The organism is Serratia sp. CoH_122_TC_1 (assembly GCF_058191755.1).
Genome location: NZ_JBXWLA010000030.1, coordinates 15,635 through 34,214, shown reverse-complemented (window position 1 = coordinate 34,214; position 18,580 = coordinate 15,635). Strand labels below are relative to the sequence as shown.

Annotated in this window: 13 protein-coding genes; 5 read left to right on the top strand and 8 right to left on the bottom strand. The window is 56.6% G+C overall.

Features of this window, described 5'->3' with window-relative positions; genetic code table 11:
- Positions 1–302 precede the first annotated feature (302 nt).
- From dhbA to AC2FC2_RS25745, 4 genes are read right to left on the bottom strand one after another with little or no spacing between them, the layout of a single operon-like run.
- Positions 303–1,061, bottom strand: a complete 759-nt coding sequence (gene dhbA / locus AC2FC2_RS25760) for a 2,3-dihydro-2,3-dihydroxybenzoate dehydrogenase (RefSeq protein WP_209638722.1) — start codon at positions 1,059–1,061, stop codon at positions 303–305.
- Entirely contained in the window at positions 1,061–1,915 is an 855-nt protein-coding gene (locus AC2FC2_RS25755) for an isochorismatase family protein (RefSeq protein ID WP_490660136.1), read from the bottom strand. The genes dhbA and AC2FC2_RS25755 overlap by 1 nt, the downstream gene beginning before the upstream one ends.
- 3 nt (positions 1,916–1,918) lie before the next feature.
- Positions 1,919–3,547: a (2,3-dihydroxybenzoyl)adenylate synthase gene (locus tag AC2FC2_RS25750; protein WP_490660135.1), complete on the bottom strand. Its 1,629-nt coding sequence runs from the start codon at positions 3,545–3,547 to the stop codon at positions 1,919–1,921.
- An 8-nt stretch (positions 3,548–3,555) separates the two neighbouring features.
- Positions 3,556–4,764: an isochorismate synthase gene (locus tag AC2FC2_RS25745; protein ID WP_490309062.1), complete on the bottom strand. Its 1,209-nt coding sequence runs from the start codon at positions 4,762–4,764 to the stop codon at positions 3,556–3,558.
- A gap of 198 nt (positions 4,765–4,962) precedes the next feature.
- Here AC2FC2_RS25745 and fepB point away from each other — a divergent pair, with 198 nt between their 5' ends.
- Positions 4,963–5,922, top strand: a complete 960-nt coding sequence (gene fepB, locus AC2FC2_RS25740) for a Fe2+-enterobactin ABC transporter substrate-binding protein (protein WP_490660134.1) — start codon at positions 4,963–4,965, stop codon at positions 5,920–5,922.
- Here fepB and entS read toward each other — a convergent pair.
- Positions 5,909–7,177 carry an enterobactin transporter EntS gene (gene entS, locus AC2FC2_RS25735; protein WP_209638712.1) on the bottom strand — a complete coding sequence of 423 codons (1,269 nt, stop codon included), beginning with the start codon at positions 7,175–7,177 and terminating at the stop codon, positions 5,909–5,911. The genes fepB and entS overlap by 14 nt on opposite strands.
- A gap of 259 nt (positions 7,178–7,436) precedes the next feature.
- On the opposite strand from entS, the gene fepD reads away from it, so the two are divergent.
- The 3 genes from fepD to AC2FC2_RS25720 are packed head-to-tail and all read left to right on the top strand — an operon-like array spanning position 7,437 to position 10,332.
- Positions 7,437–8,510, top strand: a complete 1,074-nt coding sequence (fepD, locus tag AC2FC2_RS25730; protein WP_209638710.1) for a Fe(3+)-siderophore ABC transporter permease — start codon at positions 7,437–7,439, stop codon at positions 8,508–8,510.
- On the top strand, positions 8,510–9,535 hold the full coding sequence (gene fepG, locus AC2FC2_RS25725) for an iron-enterobactin ABC transporter permease (protein ID WP_490660133.1): 1,026 nt from the start codon (positions 8,510–8,512) through the stop codon (positions 9,533–9,535). Before fepD ends, fepG begins: the two co-directional genes overlap by 1 nt.
- Entirely contained in the window at positions 9,532–10,332 is an 801-nt protein-coding gene (locus AC2FC2_RS25720) for an ATP-binding cassette domain-containing protein (RefSeq protein WP_209638706.1), read from the top strand. The genes fepG and AC2FC2_RS25720 overlap by 4 nt, the downstream gene beginning before the upstream one ends.
- Before the next feature lie 77 nt (positions 10,333–10,409).
- On the opposite strand, the gene AC2FC2_RS25715 is transcribed toward AC2FC2_RS25720, so the two are convergent.
- Genes AC2FC2_RS25715 through fes form a run of 3 tightly spaced genes read right to left on the bottom strand, consistent with a single transcriptional unit; the run spans position 10,410 to position 15,938 of the window.
- A complete protein-coding gene (locus AC2FC2_RS25715; RefSeq protein ID WP_490660132.1) occupies positions 10,410–14,354 on the bottom strand; it encodes an enterobactin synthase subunit F in 3,945 nt (1,314 codons plus the stop codon).
- Positions 14,355–14,386: 32 nt separating this feature from the next.
- Positions 14,387–14,593 (bottom strand): MbtH family protein, encoded by a 207-nt coding sequence (locus AC2FC2_RS25710; protein WP_209638701.1) that lies wholly within the window; start codon positions 14,591–14,593, stop codon positions 14,387–14,389.
- Positions 14,568–15,938, bottom strand: a complete 1,371-nt coding sequence (gene fes / locus AC2FC2_RS25705) for an enterochelin esterase (protein ID WP_490660131.1) — start codon at positions 15,936–15,938, stop codon at positions 14,568–14,570. Before fes ends, AC2FC2_RS25710 begins: the two co-directional genes overlap by 26 nt.
- Positions 15,939–16,259: 321 nt before the next feature.
- On the opposite strand from fes, the gene AC2FC2_RS25700 reads away from it, so the two are divergent.
- Entirely contained in the window at positions 16,260–18,539 is a 2,280-nt protein-coding gene (locus tag AC2FC2_RS25700; RefSeq protein ID WP_490660130.1) for a TonB-dependent siderophore receptor, read from the top strand.
- Positions 18,540–18,580 lie beyond the last annotated feature (41 nt).

Sequence of the window (18,580 nt, the reverse complement as noted above, 5' to 3'; positions counted from 1 at the left end):
GGTCGTTAGCTCAGTTGGTAGAGCAGTTGACTTTTAATCAATTGGTCGCAGGTTCGAATCCCGCACGACCCACCAATACAGAAAAAAGCGCCTTTGGGCGCTTTTTTCGCATCTGTCGTTCGGCCCCCCCATTACCTTTTCCCTCCTTGCTAAGCCCATGAAAAAAGCGCTGCAAGCAGCGCCCTATGGTCATAAATAATTCGAGTTGCAGAAAGGCGACAAGAGCGAGACAAATCGGCTTTAGCTGATTCGGGTGAACGCTTGCAGTTAACGCCCCTGCAGCTTGAAGTATGACGGATATATCAGGCCGCCAGCGTCGCCCCGCCATCAATCACAATATCCTGCATGGTGATATGACCGGCACGATCGGAAGCCAGGAACAAAATCGCATCGGCGATTTCCTGCGGCTGAGCTATTTTCCCCAACGGAATGCCCAGTTTGAACTGTTCCGGGAAACCATTAATCGTTTTCTGCTCACCCGTTTCGTCCTGCCACATACCACGCTGCATTGGCGTATTGGTTGAACCCGGCGAAACCAGGTTGCTGCGAACGCCATAAGGGGCCATTTCCAACCCTACGGTCTGGCACAGGCTACGCAATGCCGCCTTGGAGGCACAGTAGGCCGCCATGCCGACACGCGGCACATGGGCTGCGTTGGACGCCACACTGACAATCGCACCACGCCGTTGACGGCGGAACACCGGCAAGGCATGGCGGAACATATTGAATGCCCCACCCGCATTGACAGCCAGACAAGCCAGCCAATCTGCAGCGCTGGTTTCATCCGTCAGCCCCATACGCAGAATACCCGCCCCATTCACCAGCACGTCTAATTCACCCTGCTCAGCCAACAAACGTCCGCACACAAGATCGACAGCATCACTGTCGGCGATATCCAGTACTTCGGTACGGAAGGCATATTCCGGCTCGCCAAAGTGCTTATCAAAACCAATCACCTCGGCACCGGCCCGCATAAAGGCTAACGCCGTTTCCAAACCAATCCCGGCCCCTGCACCAGTGACCCAGACGCGTTTACCTGCAAAATCGCCCGGTTGCGCCATCAGGCTTTCCCCTCTGACAACAGCGCCCACCAGCCATCAATGCTCGGGTTCTTGGCCAGGGCGATAAAATCGATTTCGCCACGGATTTTACGCCAGCGCGCGGCAAGCTCCATAATGCGCACCGAATCCAAACCGTAGTCGATCAGGTTTTCGTCGTCACCCATGTCCTCGCTGTCTTCGTCGAGGAAAGGCATGATTTGCTGACGCAGTGCCGCCTTACTGGCGATACCTGGCAACAGTTCGGCGGTCGTTACCACACGGCCACAACGGCCTGCGGTATAGCGCAACGCCATCAGATGCTCTTCACGAGAGAAGTCGGCCAGGCCGTCAGCCACCATAAACGGCTGAATATTGCGCATGAAGGCATCAATCGCCGTGGTCATACAACCGATATGCGCGTACACACCGCAGATAATCAACTGATCGCGGCCTGATTCCTGCAGAATGTCCTGCAATGGTGAGCGGTGGAAAGCACTGTAGCGCCACTTCACCAATACAGTATCGTCGTCTTCCGGCGCCAACGCGGCAACCACCGCCTGCTGTTCCGGATGTTTATTCAAACCCGGTCCCCACATGTCATTGAGCAAAGCGCGATCTTCATCGCTTTGCTGGTTCGGTTGGGCGGTATAGAACACCGGGATACCCTGTGACTTGCAGTAACGGCGCAGGTTGGCAATGTTCTCCACCACCTGTTTGATCAACGGGCTGTCTTCGCCCCAGAAATTCAGAAAATACTGCTGCATGTCGTGGATCAGCAGTGCAGCGCGCTGCGGTTCCACCGCCCAGGTCACTTTGTTGGTTGGCAGCTCAGCCTGAGTCGGCAACGCGTAATCATTAAGTTTTGGAATGGCCATGACTTATTCTCCCTGGACCAGAGTCAGTTGTTGCGCTTCCAGGCGTTGGCGCAACAGTTTTTTATCCACTTTGCCAACCGGGGTGAGCGGCAGCGTATCAACCTGTATAAAACGGTCGGGTAATTTGAATTCGGCCACGCCCTCGGCGCGTAAATGGCGACGCAGCACGACCGGTTTCAGTGCCGTGGTGGCGATAATATAGGCGCAGCTTTTTTCGCCCATCAGCTCATCCGGCATCGATACCAGCGCCGCATTGATCACTTCCGGATGACGCAACAGCAGATTTTCGATTTCCTCGGCGGCGATCTTTTCCCCGCCGCGGTTGATCTGATCTTTCTGTCGCCCTTCAACCTTCACATAGCCGTCTTCAGTCAGGCTGATCAGATCGCCGGAACAGTAAAACCCGTCGTGATCAAAAGCCGCCGCGTTATGCTCCGGGCTTTGGTAATAACCGCGGAAGGTATAGGGCCCGCGGGTCATGAGACGCCCGGTTTCCCCTACCGGCAGCGGGTTGCCATCATCATCGGCCACCCATAACTCGTCATCCGGTGACATTGGGCAGCCCTGGGTCGTCAGAATATGCCGGTCGTCATCATCCAGCCGGGTGTAATTCACCAGGCCTTCAGCCATACCGAACACCTGCTGTAACTGACAGCCGATTTCCGCAGGAATACGCGCCGCCAGCGTTTCCCCCAGCTTGGCACCGCCCACCTGCAGCAGCTTAAGGCTGGTCAGTTGTTGGCAACCGCCCCACTCTTCAATAGCCTGCAGCCACAGCGTCACCGCCGGTGGTACGAGCGCCGTCACATTAATCTGATGCTGTTCGATCAGTCGGAAGCATTGTCCGGCATCGGGATCGCTGGCAAACACCACCAACCCGGCACCATAGAAAACCCCCAGGACACCCGGCGAGCTCATTGGGTAGTTATGCGCAACCGGCAATGCGCACAGGTAGCGAGTATCCACGTCGAAATGACAGATCTCCACGCTACGGCGGATGCTGTAGTAGTAATCATTGTGGGTGCGTGGAATGAGCTTTGGCGTCCCGGTACTGCCACCAGACAGTTGGAAAAATGCCACCTGGTCCGCCGGGGTTGGCGCAGCAACAAAATCACCGCTGTCCTCTTCCAGCCAGGCTGACAGTGACAGTTCGCCCCCCTCCTGGCTACGCAACCCCACCACACGCAAGGAAGGATGCTCGGCACGGAACGCCGTCAGGAATTCGTCGTTACCAAACAGAGCATGCTGACGGTCGGCAATCAGTAATGCCGGTTTGATCTGCGCAGCATATGCATTTAGCTCGTTGCGTTGATGACTGAACAATGCGTTTACGGGCACAACACCCATTTTCAGCAACGCAAAAAACGTCACATAGAACTCGACCACGTTACCCAGCTGTACCAACGCGGTATCACCGCTTTGCATGCCCCGGCGCTGAAGGGCGGCAGCCAGCCGATCGGAAAGCTGGTTAAGCTGGCGATAGCTCAGGCTACGCTGTGGGTCGATCAACGCGATGGCGTCATTTTTGGCCTGACGAGTGGCGATGTCGGTCAAGGGCCGATCGGTCCAATATCCGCGTTCACGATAACGACGGGCTAAATCATCAGGCCAGGGGGTAAAAGCAATACTCATGGGAATGTCTATCCTTGGTTCAGGCCAAACGCCCGCGAAATGGTACTGAGTTTGGTGCCGGTTTCATGCCATTCAGATTCCGGCGAAGAGTCTTGCACTATGCCGGCACCGGCAAACAGTCGCACCTGGTTGCCCTGCACCGTGCCGCAACGAATCGTGACCACCCACTCACCGTTACCTTCAGCATCACACCAGCCGACAATCCCGCCAAACAGGCCGCGATCAAAGGGTTCAAGTTGTTTAATCACCTGGTGTGCCAATGCCGTCGGCGTACCGCACAGCGCAGGCGTCGGGTGCAGCAGGCAGGCCAGCGAGAGCGCATTCTCCGCACGGCTGGTTGCCTCACCGTCGATCGGTGTGGACAGGTGCCACAGCGTGGTGGTGCTCAATAATTCTGGCGTGGTTGGGATATTCAGATAGCTGCAGCGTTCTGTCAGCACCTGCCGCATCCCTTCGGTGACAAACTGGTGCTCATAGCGATCTTTTTCTGATACCAACAGCTGTTGACTGATCTCGCGATCTCGCTGTGGATCGGCATGGCGTCGAGCGGATCCTGCCAATGGGTTAGAGAAAAATTGAGCGCCGGACTTACGTAGCAGAAGTTCTGGGCTAGCGCCCAGCAATGCCCCCTGCTCCAGCGGTACGTGGAAGTGGAAACCATGCGGGTTCTGGGCGATGATACGCGCCATCAACGCCTGGCGGTCCACCGGCTCGCGCGTTTCAATCTCCAGCAGACGCGACAGGACCACTTTATCCAGCTGGTCGCCTTTGGTCGCCTCTACCGCATCCGCCACCATTTGCATGAAGGGTTGCTGGGCAGGCACTTCTCTTTGCCGGGTAATCTCCGGCAAAGCGTCCTGTGGGGATGTCACGCTGGCCAAAAAGGCATCGCGTTCAAACCATTGGGTGCGCTGGGGAATAAACAGCGCTGAGGGTTGATGAGTGTCAAAAGGGATCGCACCGCACAAAACCGGGTTCTTAACTCCCGCCAGTTTGGCCTCGGCAAACGCATGCTGCACCGCCTGTTGGAATTCGCCATTCAATTGGTCGCCATCCAGGGCCGGCAGCGTGATTTTGGCGAAGCAGCCTTGCGTGCTCAGGCTACGGAAAGGAGAGGTAAAGAAAAAGCCGGAAGTCGGCGACACACCTGCGACAGGCTGTTCGCTGCCCTTGCTTTGTGGCTTCTTCTGCCCGGTACCCTTTGCTGTCACACTCATCGGTTCTCCCTTTCGTATCATTAACAATAACCTGTATAATAATGATTATCATTTGTATTGAATCGCGTTAAATTACCCTCGTGAATATGCTATGTCAATAAATGTAAACAGTTCTTCCAATCATAATCATGATATAAAACCAGCAGCTTTAATTATATAAATGATAAGTATTACCATTTAACGTCTGAGGAATGCTTTATGAAGAAGAATCTGCTCATCAGCCTGGCGCTATTTGGCATGATGGCTATCGGTGCAGCCCATGCCGCAGACGCTGGCTGGCCGCGTAAAATTGAAACGTCACACGGCGTGGTGACGCTCACACAGCCCCCTGCCCGTATCGTTTCCACCAGCGTTACCGTTACCGGCACCCTGTTGGCGATCGACGCGCCGGTGGTCGCCAGTGGTGCCACTACGCCTGGTAGCCGTCTGGCTGATTCACAGGGCTTCTTCCACCAGTGGAGCGCTATTGCGGCGCAACGCGGCGTTAAACGCCTGTACATTGGTGAACCCAACGCCGAGGCCATCGCCGGTGAAGCCCCGGACCTGATCATTATTTCGGCAACCGGTGCCGATTCCGCCCTGCGCTTGTACGATCAACTCTCCGCCATTGCCCCGGTGTTGGTCGTCAATTACGACGACAAAAGCTGGCAGGCGTTGGCGACTCAATTGGGTCAGGCCACTGGGCACGAAGCCCAGGCACAAAAAGTCGTCAGTGATTTCGATGCCCGCGAGAAATCGCTGAAACAGCGTATGACCCTGCCGGAGCAACCCGTCTCCGCCTTGGTATTCAGCGCCGACGGTAAGTCTGCCAATCTATGGACCGCTGAATCTTCCCAGGGCCAAATGCTCAAGCAGCTTGGTTTTACGCTGGCCGTCCCACCCGCCAAGCTGAACAACAGCCGCAGCATGGGAATGCGCAAAGACATTATTCAACTTAGTGGAGAGAACCTGGCGGAAGGCCTGAACGGCCAGACGCTGATGCTATTTGCCAACAACGACAGTGACGCGCAGCGGCTGATGGCGAATCCTTTCCTGGCTCATCTGCCGGCAGTGCAACACAAGCGGGTTTATGCTCTGGGGAATGATACTTTCCGACTGGATTATTACAGCGCCAGCAATCTGCTGACGCTGTTGGAAAAACAGTTTATTTCTCAGTAGATTCTGCGGCGGGCTGGAGATCATTTTCTTGCCCGCCACTGCCAACCTGACGCAAACCACGCATCGCGAAAGCCAGCACTACGCCGAGTACCGCAACACCAAAACCAAAGCTGGTTGATGTCATCGCCGGCAGCATAAACGCCCCCATCGCCCCCAACAGCAACGCACCCAGTGCATCCCCTACCACGTTTTGCGCCGTCCACAAGCCATTAATACGCCCAAGGAATGCATCTGGCGTCAGGTTCTGGATCAACCCGTACTGCAACAGTGAGTTCAACGCACTCAGGTAACCGAAAACCACCAGGAAAAACAGCGCCAGGCCATACCACGGCATGAGACCGAACAGACCAATGGCAATAAAGGCGCCAATCGCCGTCATCAGCATCATCCAACCCGGACGTGCAACCTGGGCAACTCGCCCACTGGTGAAAGCCCCTATCGCCGCACCCAGTGGGACAGCAGAGTACATAAAGCCCAATTGTGCTGCGCTGACATGCCACATGCCGGACATGGCCGGATACAGTACTCGCACTGCACTGGCCATGGTCAGCAATGCGCCGATCAGCGCCACCATACCGATCACCCGGTTGCGGAACAGGAAGCCGAAACCGCCGGCGAGCGCACGCAGCGGGTGCTCACGCGGCTGCGGTGGCGGCAACAGCTGAGGCAGACGCAGTAAAGGGATCAACGTCAGCAAGGTACCAAACGCCGCCAAACCGTAGTTCCACGTCACACCGGCATTGGCGATCACCAAACCCCCGATCGCCGGAGAAAGGATTGAGCCAAAGCGGACGGTCAACATGCTGATAGCCCCGGCCTGCACGATATTTTCACGCCCTACCAGCGCGGGCGTTGCCGCCAACAGTGCCGTAACGCCGACCGCACCAAAGAAACCGTCCCAGACCGCCAACAGATAAATCAGCGTCAATGAAGGTGCTGGCAACGCGGCGTTCAGACACAGACCGATAAAACCAATGCCGCAAGTGGAGCGCGCAAACAAAATCAGACGGCGACGTTCGTAGCGATCGGCCAGTACACCGCCCATCAGCAACCCGGCAAACATGCCGCTACCTGCCAGCGTTACGGACAACCCGACCAACAACGTCGATCCGGTCAAGGCTTGAATCTGAACCGGGATCGCAATGGCCATCAATCCCAGTGCGAGAATGGAAATAAAGCGCGCACAGAATACGGCGCGAAAAGCGCCATTGGTCTTAAGCAGGCCAAAATCAAGCAAAATAGAGGGCTTACTCATCAGCTTTCTCACCACAACTAAAGAAAAGGGGCAGCGTCTATAGCCAAAATAATTGGCGTTGCATCAAGGCGGCAAGAGCGAGCATCCCCAGGGTGCTTACTCAAGTAAGCCACCGGGCCAGCGCTCGCAGCCAACACAGATGCAGCTTCAAGAATGAAGGGTATGTGCTGCAATAGCGAAGGAACTCATGGTACCATAGATGAAAACAATCAATAATGATAATAAATATCATTTATATTCAATTAAATAATGGATTGTTATGTTACGGATTACACGCCATTGCACACAGCCCGTTCCCACCTCAGGGGGGCGTCACCTTGGGGGCACTCCCCGTTCATTTCGCCGCAGGCTGTTTGGTCTGCTGATTGCTCTTTTCGCACTGTTGGTCATCATGCTGCTCAGCCTGTCGCTTGGCGCCAAGTCTATTCCCTTTGATACGGTCATCCAGGCGCTGAATGGGCAATGCAGCGGGGCGGATTGCACCATCATTACCAATGCCAGGCTGCCACGCACGCTGGTTGGCGTGTTGGCGGGTATCGCATTGGGTCTGTCTGGGGTACTGATGCAAACCCTCACCCGCAATCCGCTGGCCGATCCCGGTATTCTTGGCGTTAACGCCGGTGCAGGCTTTGCCGTAGTGCTGGGTATCACCTTCTTTGGTGCCGCCAACATCAGCCAATATCTGTGGTTCGCCTTTGCCGGTGCGATGTTTGCCGCGCTGCTTGTCGCACTGATCGGTGCTCTGGGTGGCAGCAGTTTGAACCCGGTGCGCCTGACGCTAGCCGGGGTCGCAATGGCGGCGGTGCTGGAGGGCCTGACCTCTGGAATTTCCCTGTTAAACCCGCTGGTGTTCGATCAGCTGCGTTTTTGGCAGGCCGGTTCTCTGGATATTCAAAATATGCAGGTGGTGCGCACCGTCGCCCTGCCGATCTTATTGGGTACGCTGATTACGCTGTGGATGAGTAAGTCGCTCAATAGCCTGAGCATGGGCAATGAATTGGCTACCGCACTGGGTACCGGCATTGTTCGTACCCAATTGTTGGGCCTGCTGGCGATTACCTTACTGTGCGGCGGTGCTACAGCTGCCGTCGGTCCGATTGCCTTTGTCGGCCTGATGATGCCGCATATTGCCCGTCGGTTGGCCGGTTCAGAGCTTCACTGGATGCTGCCCTGGACGCTGGTATTGACCCCTATCCTGCTGCTGAGCGCCGACCTCCTCGGTCGTTTCCTGGTTGCCGGTGAATTACGTGTCTCCATCGTCACCGCCCTGATTGGTGCACCGCTGCTGATCGTGCTGGTGCGTCAGCGCCATATGTTCAGGAGGCAGCGCTAATGTCGATGTCTGCAGCCCGTCGGATGGCTAACCACAAAATTCGCGCCTTGTCGCGTCCGACGCTGACCGCGATGTTGCTCATGTTGGCCGCTCTGGGGCTCGCCATTTACGCCTTGGGCTCTGGCGCACTGTCGCTGAGTGCCTCGCAGGTGATCGACGCCTTGCGCGGTGAAGGCCCGGCAAACCTGGCGGTGATCGTCACCCAATGGCGCTTGCCACGCGTGATGATGGCTCTGTTGCTGGGGGCGGCGCTCGGCCTCAGCGGGGCCATTTTCCAATCGATATTGCGCAACCCGCTCGGCAGCCCTGACGTAATTGGCTTTAACACCGGCGCCTACAGCGGCGTATTGGTAGCCATCGTATTGTTTAATGGAAGTGTCTTCGGTATCACCGCTGGAGCGTTGGCCGGTGGCTTACTCACCGCCGCGTTGATTTATTTGCTGGCGTGGCGAAATGGTGTCGAATCATTCCGTTTGATTATCGTTGGCATTGCGGTGCGTGCCCTGTTGGTCGCCGGTAATACCTGGCTTCTTATCAGCGCCTCGCTGGAATCAGCGATGTCTGCCGGGCTGTGGAACGCGGGCTCACTTAACGGCGTCAGCTGGGCGAAAAGTCTGCCCGTACTGATCGTGATTGCACTGTGCTGCCTGCTGTTATTGACGCTGGCTCGCCGTATGCGGCTGCTGGAAATGGGGGATGACGCCGCCTGCGCGCTCGGTGTGTCAGTGGAACGTTCGCGCGTATTGCTGCTGCTGGTCGGGGTCGTCCTGACGGCGGCCGCAACCGCCGTGGCGGGGCCCATCTCCTTTATCGCACTGGTGGCACCGCAGATTGCGCGACGCTTGTGCGCCAACCGTAGCGTACTGCTGCTGACTGCTCTGACGGGCGCCCTGCTGCTGCTGCTCGCCGATGTCGCCGCACAACGCCTGTTTATGCCTTATCAGTTGCCGGTCGGTGTACTCACCGTCAGCCTGGGTGGCATTTACCTGATTTGGTTATTAATCCGTGAGTCACGAAAAAAATGAATGCTGATCCCTTGCAGACCGCGCCATTGCGCGCTGAACACCTGACGCTCGGTTATGACAAAAAAATCGTCGCAAGCGACCTTTCCGTCTCCATCCCGCACGGTGAACTGACGGTCATTATCGGGCCAAATGCCTGTGGCAAATCTACCTTGTTGCGCACCCTCAGCCGTCTGATCCAACCACAGGCAGGCGCAGTCTGGCTAAACGGCAAACAGATTAGCGAATATGCGACCAAAGAGGTGGCACGCCAACTGGGGTTGCTGCCGCAAAGCTCAACAGCGCCAGGCGACATTACCGTGTTTGATTTGGTGGCCCGAGGCCGCTATCCGCATCAGCGTCTGTTCAGTCGCTGGCGTGAGGAAGATCAACAGGCGGTGGAACAGGCCATGCGTTCGACCGGCGTTTTTGAGCTGTCCGAACAGCCGGTTGATACGCTTTCTGGCGGGCAACGCCAACGCGTGTGGATTGCGATGGTATTAGCGCAGCAAACACCGCTGTTGCTGCTGGATGAACCGACCACCTGGCTGGATATCACCCATCAGATAGATTTGCTGGAGCTCATGCGCCAGTTAAACCGTGAAAACGGTCATACGTTGGTGGTCGTGCTGCACGATCTTAACCATGCCTGCCGTTATGCCACGCATCTGATCGCCATGCGAGACGGCAAGGTCGTTGCCGAAGGTGCGCCTAAGGATATTGTGACGCCGGAACTGATCGAAAAGGTGTACGGCCTGCGCTGCATGATCATTGATGATCCGGTTTCGCACACGCCGTTGGTGGTACCACTGGGTAAGTAATCGAGATTGTAGGGGCCCAGCATGCTGGGCCCGCGTTAATCGGGACGAATGTATTCATCCCCTACCCTCACTGGGGATTACAACGCTCGAAGTATGCGGTTCAATAACGGCCCCAATACTTTGAATGAGGTGGGTGAAACGATATCTACGTGCGCACAATCGAGTTCATGCACCTGCAAGGTATCCACGTATTTCGCCCAGGTCTGCTGGACATCCATCCCTTCCTGCAAGGTCTGACGTGCAACAAACAGCGTCGCCTGCCCTTTGAAGTTCGCCGTATTGGTCGCAGAAAGCAGGCGTACCGAGTCGGCGTAGTTGGCTTCGATATTATCGAACATCGCCACACGGGTTTCACCCAATGCCGGATCAAGCGCATCCTCGGACACTGCCAGGAATTGCTGACGTTCGCGCTGAACTTCTTTTAGCACGTTGTCATCCAGCATCACGTCCCAGTTCTGCGTTTCCGGCGGGTAGGTATCCAGCAACCCAAGGAAGGCCACGTCTTCACCCCGCGCCTGCAACCTGGCTGCGATACCCTGTGCCAACGTGCCCCCCAGCGAATAACCGATAAAGTGATACGGACCGTGCGGCTGCACCTGCAATACTTTCTCCAGATGCGCGTCGCACACCTGATCCATGTGCTCACTGAGCGCCAGCGGGCCGTCGGGGCGCGGTGACTGAATCCCCACCAGCGACCAATGCTGATCGATATAGCGCGGCAGTACGCTGAACTGCCAGGAGAATCCAGAGGCCGGATGCAGACAGAACAACGTCGGCCCCTCGGTGGTACGCAGTGGCAATATGCTGTCAAAACCCGTCTGGTCCGCTTCTTCCTGCGTGCGCTCTTGCGCCAGCAACTGCGCCAGTTGTTCCACGCGAGAAGCGACCATCACCTGCCCGACAGACACCGCCTTGCCCAGATCACGACGCAGTTCCGCCGCCAGGCGCATCGCCAGCAGCGAGTGCCCGCCGAGAGCGAAGAAATCGTCGTCGGCAAAGACAGTTTCACGCTGCAGCAACCGGGCGAACACGGTGGCGATTGCCGTTTCCAGCCCCGCTGCAGGTTCACGCCCTGCGGCTCTGACGCCGCTTTGCGGTTGCGGTAAAGCTTTACGATCCAGCTTGCCGTTGGCACTCAGCGGCAGAGACGCCATCTCAACCAACGCTACCGGCACCATATGTGGCGGCAGACGATCGGCCAGCGCAGCACGCAGCGCGTCCAGATCAAGACGTACGTCCGGCTGCGCCACCAAATACCCCACCAGTTGGCGGGCATCGCCGCCGGCAGAATCGGTTGGCGTATTATTCAGCACCAGCGCATGCGTAACCGCCTGCTTGATGCCCGGCAACGACAGCAGCGCATGATCGATTTCACTCAGTTCGATGCGCTGACCACGAATTTTTAATTGATCGTCACTACGGCCAAGGTATTCGACCTCGCCGCCTGGCAACCAGCGGGCAACGTCGCCCGTGCGGTACATTCGGCCACCCTTACCCTCAGGATCGGCCACAAAGCGGCTGGCCGTCAGCTCCGGTCGCCCCAAATACCCCTGTGCCAGCTGTACACCGGTAAGATACAAGTCGCCAGCAACACCCGGCGGCACCGGACGTAGACGGGCGTCAAGGATGCGCAACCCGGTATTCCACACCGGCAAACCGATCGGCACGTTAGCCCCCGTGACAGCGGCCAACGCCTCGCCCCAAGCCGGGTGCCAACTGACATCCACAGCGGCTTCGGTCGGACCATACAGGTTGTGCAACGGGACAGCGGTGCGGCTTTGCCATAAGCGACACAGCTCGGCAGGCAGTGCTTCGCCGCTGCAGAACACCTGTCGTAATGGTGCGCAGCAGGCCACCGCGTGTCGGCTGTCTAGCGCCCCCACAAAGGCCGCCAGCATCGAAGGCACAAAGTGCATGGTGCTCACCCGATGCCGGTCAATCAATTGCAGCAGCTGTTCCGGATCGCGATGCGCCTCCGGCGGTGCCATCACCAATTGCGCCCCCACCATCAGCGGCCAGAAAAACTCCCACACCGAAACATCAAAGCTGCAAGGGGTTTTCTGCAACACCACGTCGCCCGCGGTCATCGGATACTGATGCTGCATCCACAACAAACGGTTGACGATCGCCTGGTGACCCACCAGCACACCTTTTGGCCGCCCGGTCGAACCCGAGGTAAAGATAATGTAGGCCGGATGATACGGCGTAGGCCCGTGGAGCACAGCATCCGCTGCACTGTCAGCCGCCAGCGGTGCGTCATACAGGAAAATATCGCCCTTGCCGGCAAAACGCGCTTGCTGGCCAGGTTCGGTGATGATCAGGCGTGGGGAGGCGTCCTCCAGCATCATGCTGAGGCGTTCGTCAGGATAACCGGTGTCCAGCGGTAAATAAGCCGCGCCAGCCTCAACAATGGCCATTAATGCCAACGACAGGAACACGGAACGCGGCAACGCGACGGCGACGATATCCCCAGGCTGTACGCCCTGAGCGGTCAATTGGCGCGCCAACGCCATAACCTGTTCACGCGTTTCCCGGTAGCTGAACTGGTATTGCGCATCAGCCAGTGCCGGGGCATCCGGGGTTTTCAGCGCCTGGTCTGCCAACAGGTCTGTCAGCGTTTGCGGTGCCACCGGATGCGCAGTGTCGTTAACCCTGGCCAGCAGTTCATGATCTTGCTCGGTAAGCAAATCGGCTTCGCTAATCGGCATCTGGGGCTGTGCGGCAAACTGACGCAACAATAACGGCAAACGCTGTAAATGCGCAGCCAACTCATCACGCTGATAGCGCTCGGCATTGGCCAGCAAATCAACCTTCAGCGTACCGGACTCATCCAGGTACAGCGCTACCTCCAGATCCCGAACGGGCCCTGATGCCAATTCATGGGTAATACCGTCAATACCGCCAAAGTCCAACTGGAAGTCGAACATTTTAAAGTTGAAAACCGTGCCGTACAGCGGCTGAGCATCGCCAATCCGCCCCAGATCCCGTTGTACCTGTTCCGCCTCATAGCGCTGATGGCGACGGACGATTTTCAGCTCGCGGCCAATATTGCCGGCAACGTCGCTCAAGGTCGCCTGCGGCTCGAGGTGCATTTCGATCGGCAATACGTTAATCACCGGGCCGTTGGCACACAACGCCGCCGAACCGGTACGGCGCATAAAGATGAAACCGGCGCTGAAACTGGCGTGGCCACTCAGACGAGACACCCATAACGCCACCAGTGCCAGCGCCATATCTGCCACGCTAAATTGCTGCTGACCGGCGTTCACCAGTTGGCTAAAGTCCTGCTGGTCGCACAGTTGCGACAACCGATGAATACGGGTGGTCGGCGTCTGTCCAGCCAAGGGTTGCGGGCAAAGGGTTGCCGGTGCCGGCAACTGTTGTGCCTTATTGAGCCAAAATGCGGCGTCGCGTTGGCTCGTAGCCGACTGCGCATAGCGCTGATACTCCTCGACCACCTCACTGAATGCGCTAAACGGCGTCGGATCCGGCTGTTCATTACGTAACATCCGGGTATAAATATGGGCAATTCTGCGGGCAATAGCAGTGAAACTGAAGCCATCAACCAGAATATGGTGATAACGCTGATACCAGAACCAACGTCGTTCCGACAGACGAATCAAGATATGCCGATACAGCGCATTGCCGCTGCCGATACGTAAATCACCGGACATATCCAGTTGCATGACAGCGCGTGCCGCCGCCGCGGCATCAGGAGAATCGCTGAGATCAAGATATTCTACCGGCAGGATCGCGAGTGACGGATCATGCCATTGCACAGGAACCCCATCACGCTCGTCAAAGCGGTACTGCAGGGTATCCACTTCGGACAAGCCCTGTGCAATCGCCTGCATCAAACGATCCTGATCCAACGCGCCATTGAGTTCGATGTAGTGGGAAACCGCATACGCATTGGCATGCGGTGAAATTTGATCGGCAACCCAAATTCCAGGTTGCGCGGCGACCAACGGCAGCTCAGTGGCGAGCTGCTGTTCGGCCGATAACAAAGTGCTGTCTGACAAGGTACTGACTCCTGTTTTCGGTATTGACGCCATCACGCCTTACGCAGTGATGCGGGCCGTATATCCTGCCAATGCTGTTCCAGCCAGTTCACGCATTGTGACCGTGCTGCCGGGCCGAATACCGGCGTCCACCCCGCCGGTACTGCGCTAAAATCAGGCCACAGGCTGCATTGCTGCTCGTCATTGCGCACAATCAGGCAGATTTGTTGTTCGTCATCGAACGGGTTCAGAGTTTCCATCGCGGACTCCTTGGGCAGAAAAAGTTAGCTTGGCCGCAGACGCAGGGTACTGATCTGCCCACAACGCCTGTAGTCCATCGATCATACCGCCACGCCAACAGAGGTAGTCATGCCCACCCGCCACCGTCCGGTATTGCACCCGGTGACCGGCATCACGTAACAAATCTGCCATTCGGTCATTCACCCGGTGCGCGACTTTTTCGTGCACGCCGGCTTCCATAAACACGTTCAATTTACCTTTACCAACGCCCTGCTCGACTTGACGCAGCAACCAACCCGCATCGGCCGGTATCGCTTCGCGCTGGTACATATCACGTCGTGGCCACCAGAAAGAGCCTGACTGGCTGATCACCCCGCCGAAGCACTGTGGCCAGTGCAACCCGGCGTACAGTGAAGATAAACCACCGAAACTTTGGCCACACACCAGGGTGCGGGCCGGATCGCGGCTGTGCGGTGCCCATTCGGCAACCTGCGGCAACAGTTCCTCTTGCACCGCCAGCCAGAAATCTTCATTGCAGGCCAGCTCCTGAGTACGGTGCTTGAGATCGATAATGTCGATCAGTAAATAAACCGCTTCCGGCAGTGTGCCTTCTCGGGTTAACTGCATCAGCGGATCCCAGACAGGCATATTGCTCGACCAAAACTGGCCATCCAATAACACCGCCAACGGGCGCTGCCCCGGATTGCTGTCACCAGTGGTATACACCCAGACATTACGGGTGTTGCCCAACCGCTTGCTGTGCCAAGGGTGGCGCTGCAATTTCGCCGGCGGTGCTGGCGTACAACGTCCGCTGGCGACCGCATAGCGATCAAAATCCTGCCAGGCGGGTTGCGGCGGCGCTTCCGGCATATGCAAACCCGACAGTACATTGCCGCTGACACCGGCCCAAGAACGGTGAGGATTAAGCAGGTCTTGCGTCGCGCCGGCAAACACCTGATGCCACCAGTGACGAATCGAATGCATATTTGCATGCGCATCGTCATCACTGTGTTCCAAAGGGCGGTCGTCCATACAGGGGATAAAACAGTAGCTGCCACGCCAGTCGGCGCTAAGTTCCGTTTGCCAGTACCAGACGTCGGTGCCTTCTAATCGTTGCAGGCTCTGCGGCGGCGATGATTGATGGTGGTCGGTCAGGCAATTGATGTGGATCCAGACGCGTTGATAGGCTGAAGTGAGCTCACATCCCTGAGGATCACGCCATAAAAATGTGACCTTCCCTCGCCCATCCCCTTGCAGCTCCACCAGCGGCGTGCCGCGTTTGGCGATATTCAGCCACCATCCATGGCGCCCGGCGTGCTTGCTCGATAATAATCTGCTGCTTTCTGACTCGGATTTTGTTTTCAAAACGCCTATTCACTATTTAGCTGGCAGCTTCAGGAAAGCCGGTAAATTCGCGGCGCGAGGCGCTGCCCAAGAAAACGGTAAACCGAATACTATTGATAATTATTTGCGTTTGCAATAGTGTGTGTAGGCTCGCAAACAGGGCAGGTATTCTTCAACAGGGATGGATACCGGATTTTAGCGCTGAATCCGATGCTGTTGCCGTTGCGTCTCGGCCAGTTGGATTTTTATTTTCGAAAACACAAAAACTACAACCGCCCTTCTCTCAGCCGGTGGCCTACTGCGTCGGTGCCCCGGGAAAGGCAGCAAGGTAGGAACTCTCACATGAACCGCAAATTATCTCGTTACTCCTTAGCCACACTCATCGGGTTAGGGTTAGGCGCGTCCGCCTTTGCGCACGCCGCACAGCAAACTGATACCACCGCCGAAACCGACAACGTCGCCAAAAACAAAAAAGAAACCCACGAGGACACCATCGTCGTCACCGCCGCCAAGCAGAATTTGCAGGCGCCGGGGGTATCCACCATCACGGCCGAAGAAATTAAGAAACGCCCACCCGCACGCGATATCAGCGAACTGATCCGTACCATGCCTGGCGTTAACCTGACCGGTAACTCTACCAGCGGTCAGCGCGGCAACAACCGCCAGCTTGATATCCGTGGTATGGGCCCGGAAAACACCCTGATCCTGATCGACGGCAAACCGGCAACCAGCCGCAACTCAGTGCGCCAGGGCTGGCGTGGCGAACGTGATACCCGCGGCGACACCGGTTGGGTACCTCCAGAGATGATTGAACGCATCGAAGTGTTGCGCGGCCCGGCTGCGGCACGCTACGGCAACGGCGCTGCCGGTGGCGTGGTTAACATCATCACCAAGAAGGACACCAAAGAGCTGCACGGCTCTCTGAATGCGTTCTTCAACGTACCGCAGCATAAGCAAGAAGGCGCTACCAAGCGTACCGACTTCAGCCTCTCCGGCCCGCTGACCGATGAACTCAGCTTCCGCTTGTTCGGTGGTTACAGCAAAACTCAGGCCGATGCGTGGGATATTAACGAATCGCATAAATCTTACCGTGCTACGGACTACGCCAACAGCACCCCCGCCGGACGCGAAGGCGTAGAAGACAAAAATATCGATGCCATGTTGCATTGGGACTTTGCGCACTTGCAGTCACTGGAGTTTGAGTATGCCTACGGCCGTCAGGGCAACCTGTATGCCGGTGATACTCAAAACACCAACTCCAATGCGTTGGTACAAAGTAACTACGGTAAAGAGACCAACCGCATTTACCGCGAAACCTTCGGCCTCAACCACCGCGGTGCCTGGGATAACGGTGTCAGCACCAACAACTATATTCAGTTCGAACGGACGCGTAATACGCGTCTGAACGAAGGTCTGGCCGGCGGTACCGAAGGCATCTTCGATACTAAAAATAACGGTTTCGGTACGACCAAACTGGACGACTTCCTGGCGCACAGCGAAGTCAGCGTGCCATTTGAACTGGGCGTGACGCAAACCGCCACGGTGGGAACCGAGTGGAACCAACAGAGAATGAAGGATGGATCTTCCACCAGCCAAACGCTGATGGGCGGAACCATTCCTGGTCAAGAAACAGGAACACGCAGCCCTTACGCCTCCGCGCATATCTTCTCGCTGTTTGCCGAAGACAACATGGAGCTGACGGATACCACCATGCTGACACCGGGCCTGCGTTACGATCTGCACTCTGAGTCCGGTAACAACTGGAGTCCGTCCCTGAATCTGTCACAGGAACTGGGCGACTTCTTCACGCTGAAGATGGGCATCGCCCGCGCCTATAAAGCGCCTAACCTGTACCAGACCAACCAAAACTATTTGCTTTACAGCAAAGGCCAAGGTTGTTCCTCCAGCGATGTCAAAAATGGCTGTTACCTGCTCGGTAACGACGATCTGAAGGCGGAAACCAGCGTCAACAAAGAGATTGGCCTGGAGTTCCATAATGACGGCTGGCTGGCCGGTGTGACTTACTTCCGTAACGATTACCACAACAAAATCGAAGCGGGTAATAGCCGAATCGGCACCAGCAGCACCGGTACCGCCATTTACCAATGGGAAAACGTACCAAAAGCGGTTGTGCAAGGGTTGGAAGGTACGCTGAACGTCCCGGTCAGCGAGACCGTATCCTGGACCAACAACGCCACCTATATGATTGAAAACAAGAATAAGAGCACCGGTGATTACCTGTCGATTATTCCTAAGTTCACCATCAACTCGACGCTGAGCTGGCAGGCAACCCAAGAACTGTCGATGCAATCGACCCTGACCTGGTACGGCCGTCAGAAGCCGAAGAAATACAACTACCAGGGTAAACCGGTGAGCGGTACCGAAACCAAAGAAGTCAGCCCATACGCTGTGGTTGGCGCCAGTGCAACTTATGATGTGACCAAAAACGTCAGCCTGACTGCCGGTATCGACAACCTGTTCGATAAACGCCAATTCCGTGAAGGTAACTCGCAGAACGTCGGCGACCCAATAACCGGCACCATTAACATTGCCGGTGCAGGGGCTGCAACCTACAACGAACCTGGCCGCACTTACTATATGAGCGTAAACACCCACTTCTAATCGCTACAGTAAACAGGGGCTGCCAATGCAGCCCCTGTTTT

Bases quoted from the DNA above. Each gene is read 5' to 3' on its own strand.
- dhbA (WP_209638722.1), bottom strand. From the start codon at position 1,061: ATGGCGCAACCGGGCGATTTTGCAGGTAAACGCGTCTGGGTCACTGGT.
- AC2FC2_RS25755 (WP_490660136.1), bottom strand. From the start codon at position 1,915: ATGGCCATTCCAAAACTTAATGATTACGCGTTGCCGACTCAGGCTGAG.
- AC2FC2_RS25750 (WP_490660135.1), bottom strand. From the start codon at position 3,547: ATGAGTATTGCTTTTACCCCCTGGCCTGATGATTTAGCCCGTCGTTAT.
- AC2FC2_RS25745 (WP_490309062.1), bottom strand. From the start codon at position 4,764: ATGAGTGTGACAGCAAAGGGTACCGGGCAGAAGAAGCCACAAAGCAAG.
- fepB (WP_490660134.1), top strand. From the start codon at position 4,963: ATGAAGAAGAATCTGCTCATCAGCCTGGCGCTATTTGGCATGATGGCT.
- entS (WP_209638712.1), bottom strand. From the start codon at position 7,177: ATGAGTAAGCCCTCTATTTTGCTTGATTTTGGCCTGCTTAAGACCAAT.
- fepD (WP_209638710.1), top strand. From the start codon at position 7,437: ATGTTACGGATTACACGCCATTGCACACAGCCCGTTCCCACCTCAGGG.
- fepG (WP_490660133.1), top strand. From the start codon at position 8,510: ATGTCGATGTCTGCAGCCCGTCGGATGGCTAACCACAAAATTCGCGCC.
- AC2FC2_RS25720 (WP_209638706.1), top strand. From the start codon at position 9,532: ATGAATGCTGATCCCTTGCAGACCGCGCCATTGCGCGCTGAACACCTG.
- AC2FC2_RS25710 (WP_209638701.1), bottom strand. From the start codon at position 14,593: ATGGAAACTCTGAACCCGTTCGATGACGAACAACAAATCTGCCTGATT.
- AC2FC2_RS25700 (WP_490660130.1), top strand. From the start codon at position 16,260: ATGAACCGCAAATTATCTCGTTACTCCTTAGCCACACTCATCGGGTTA.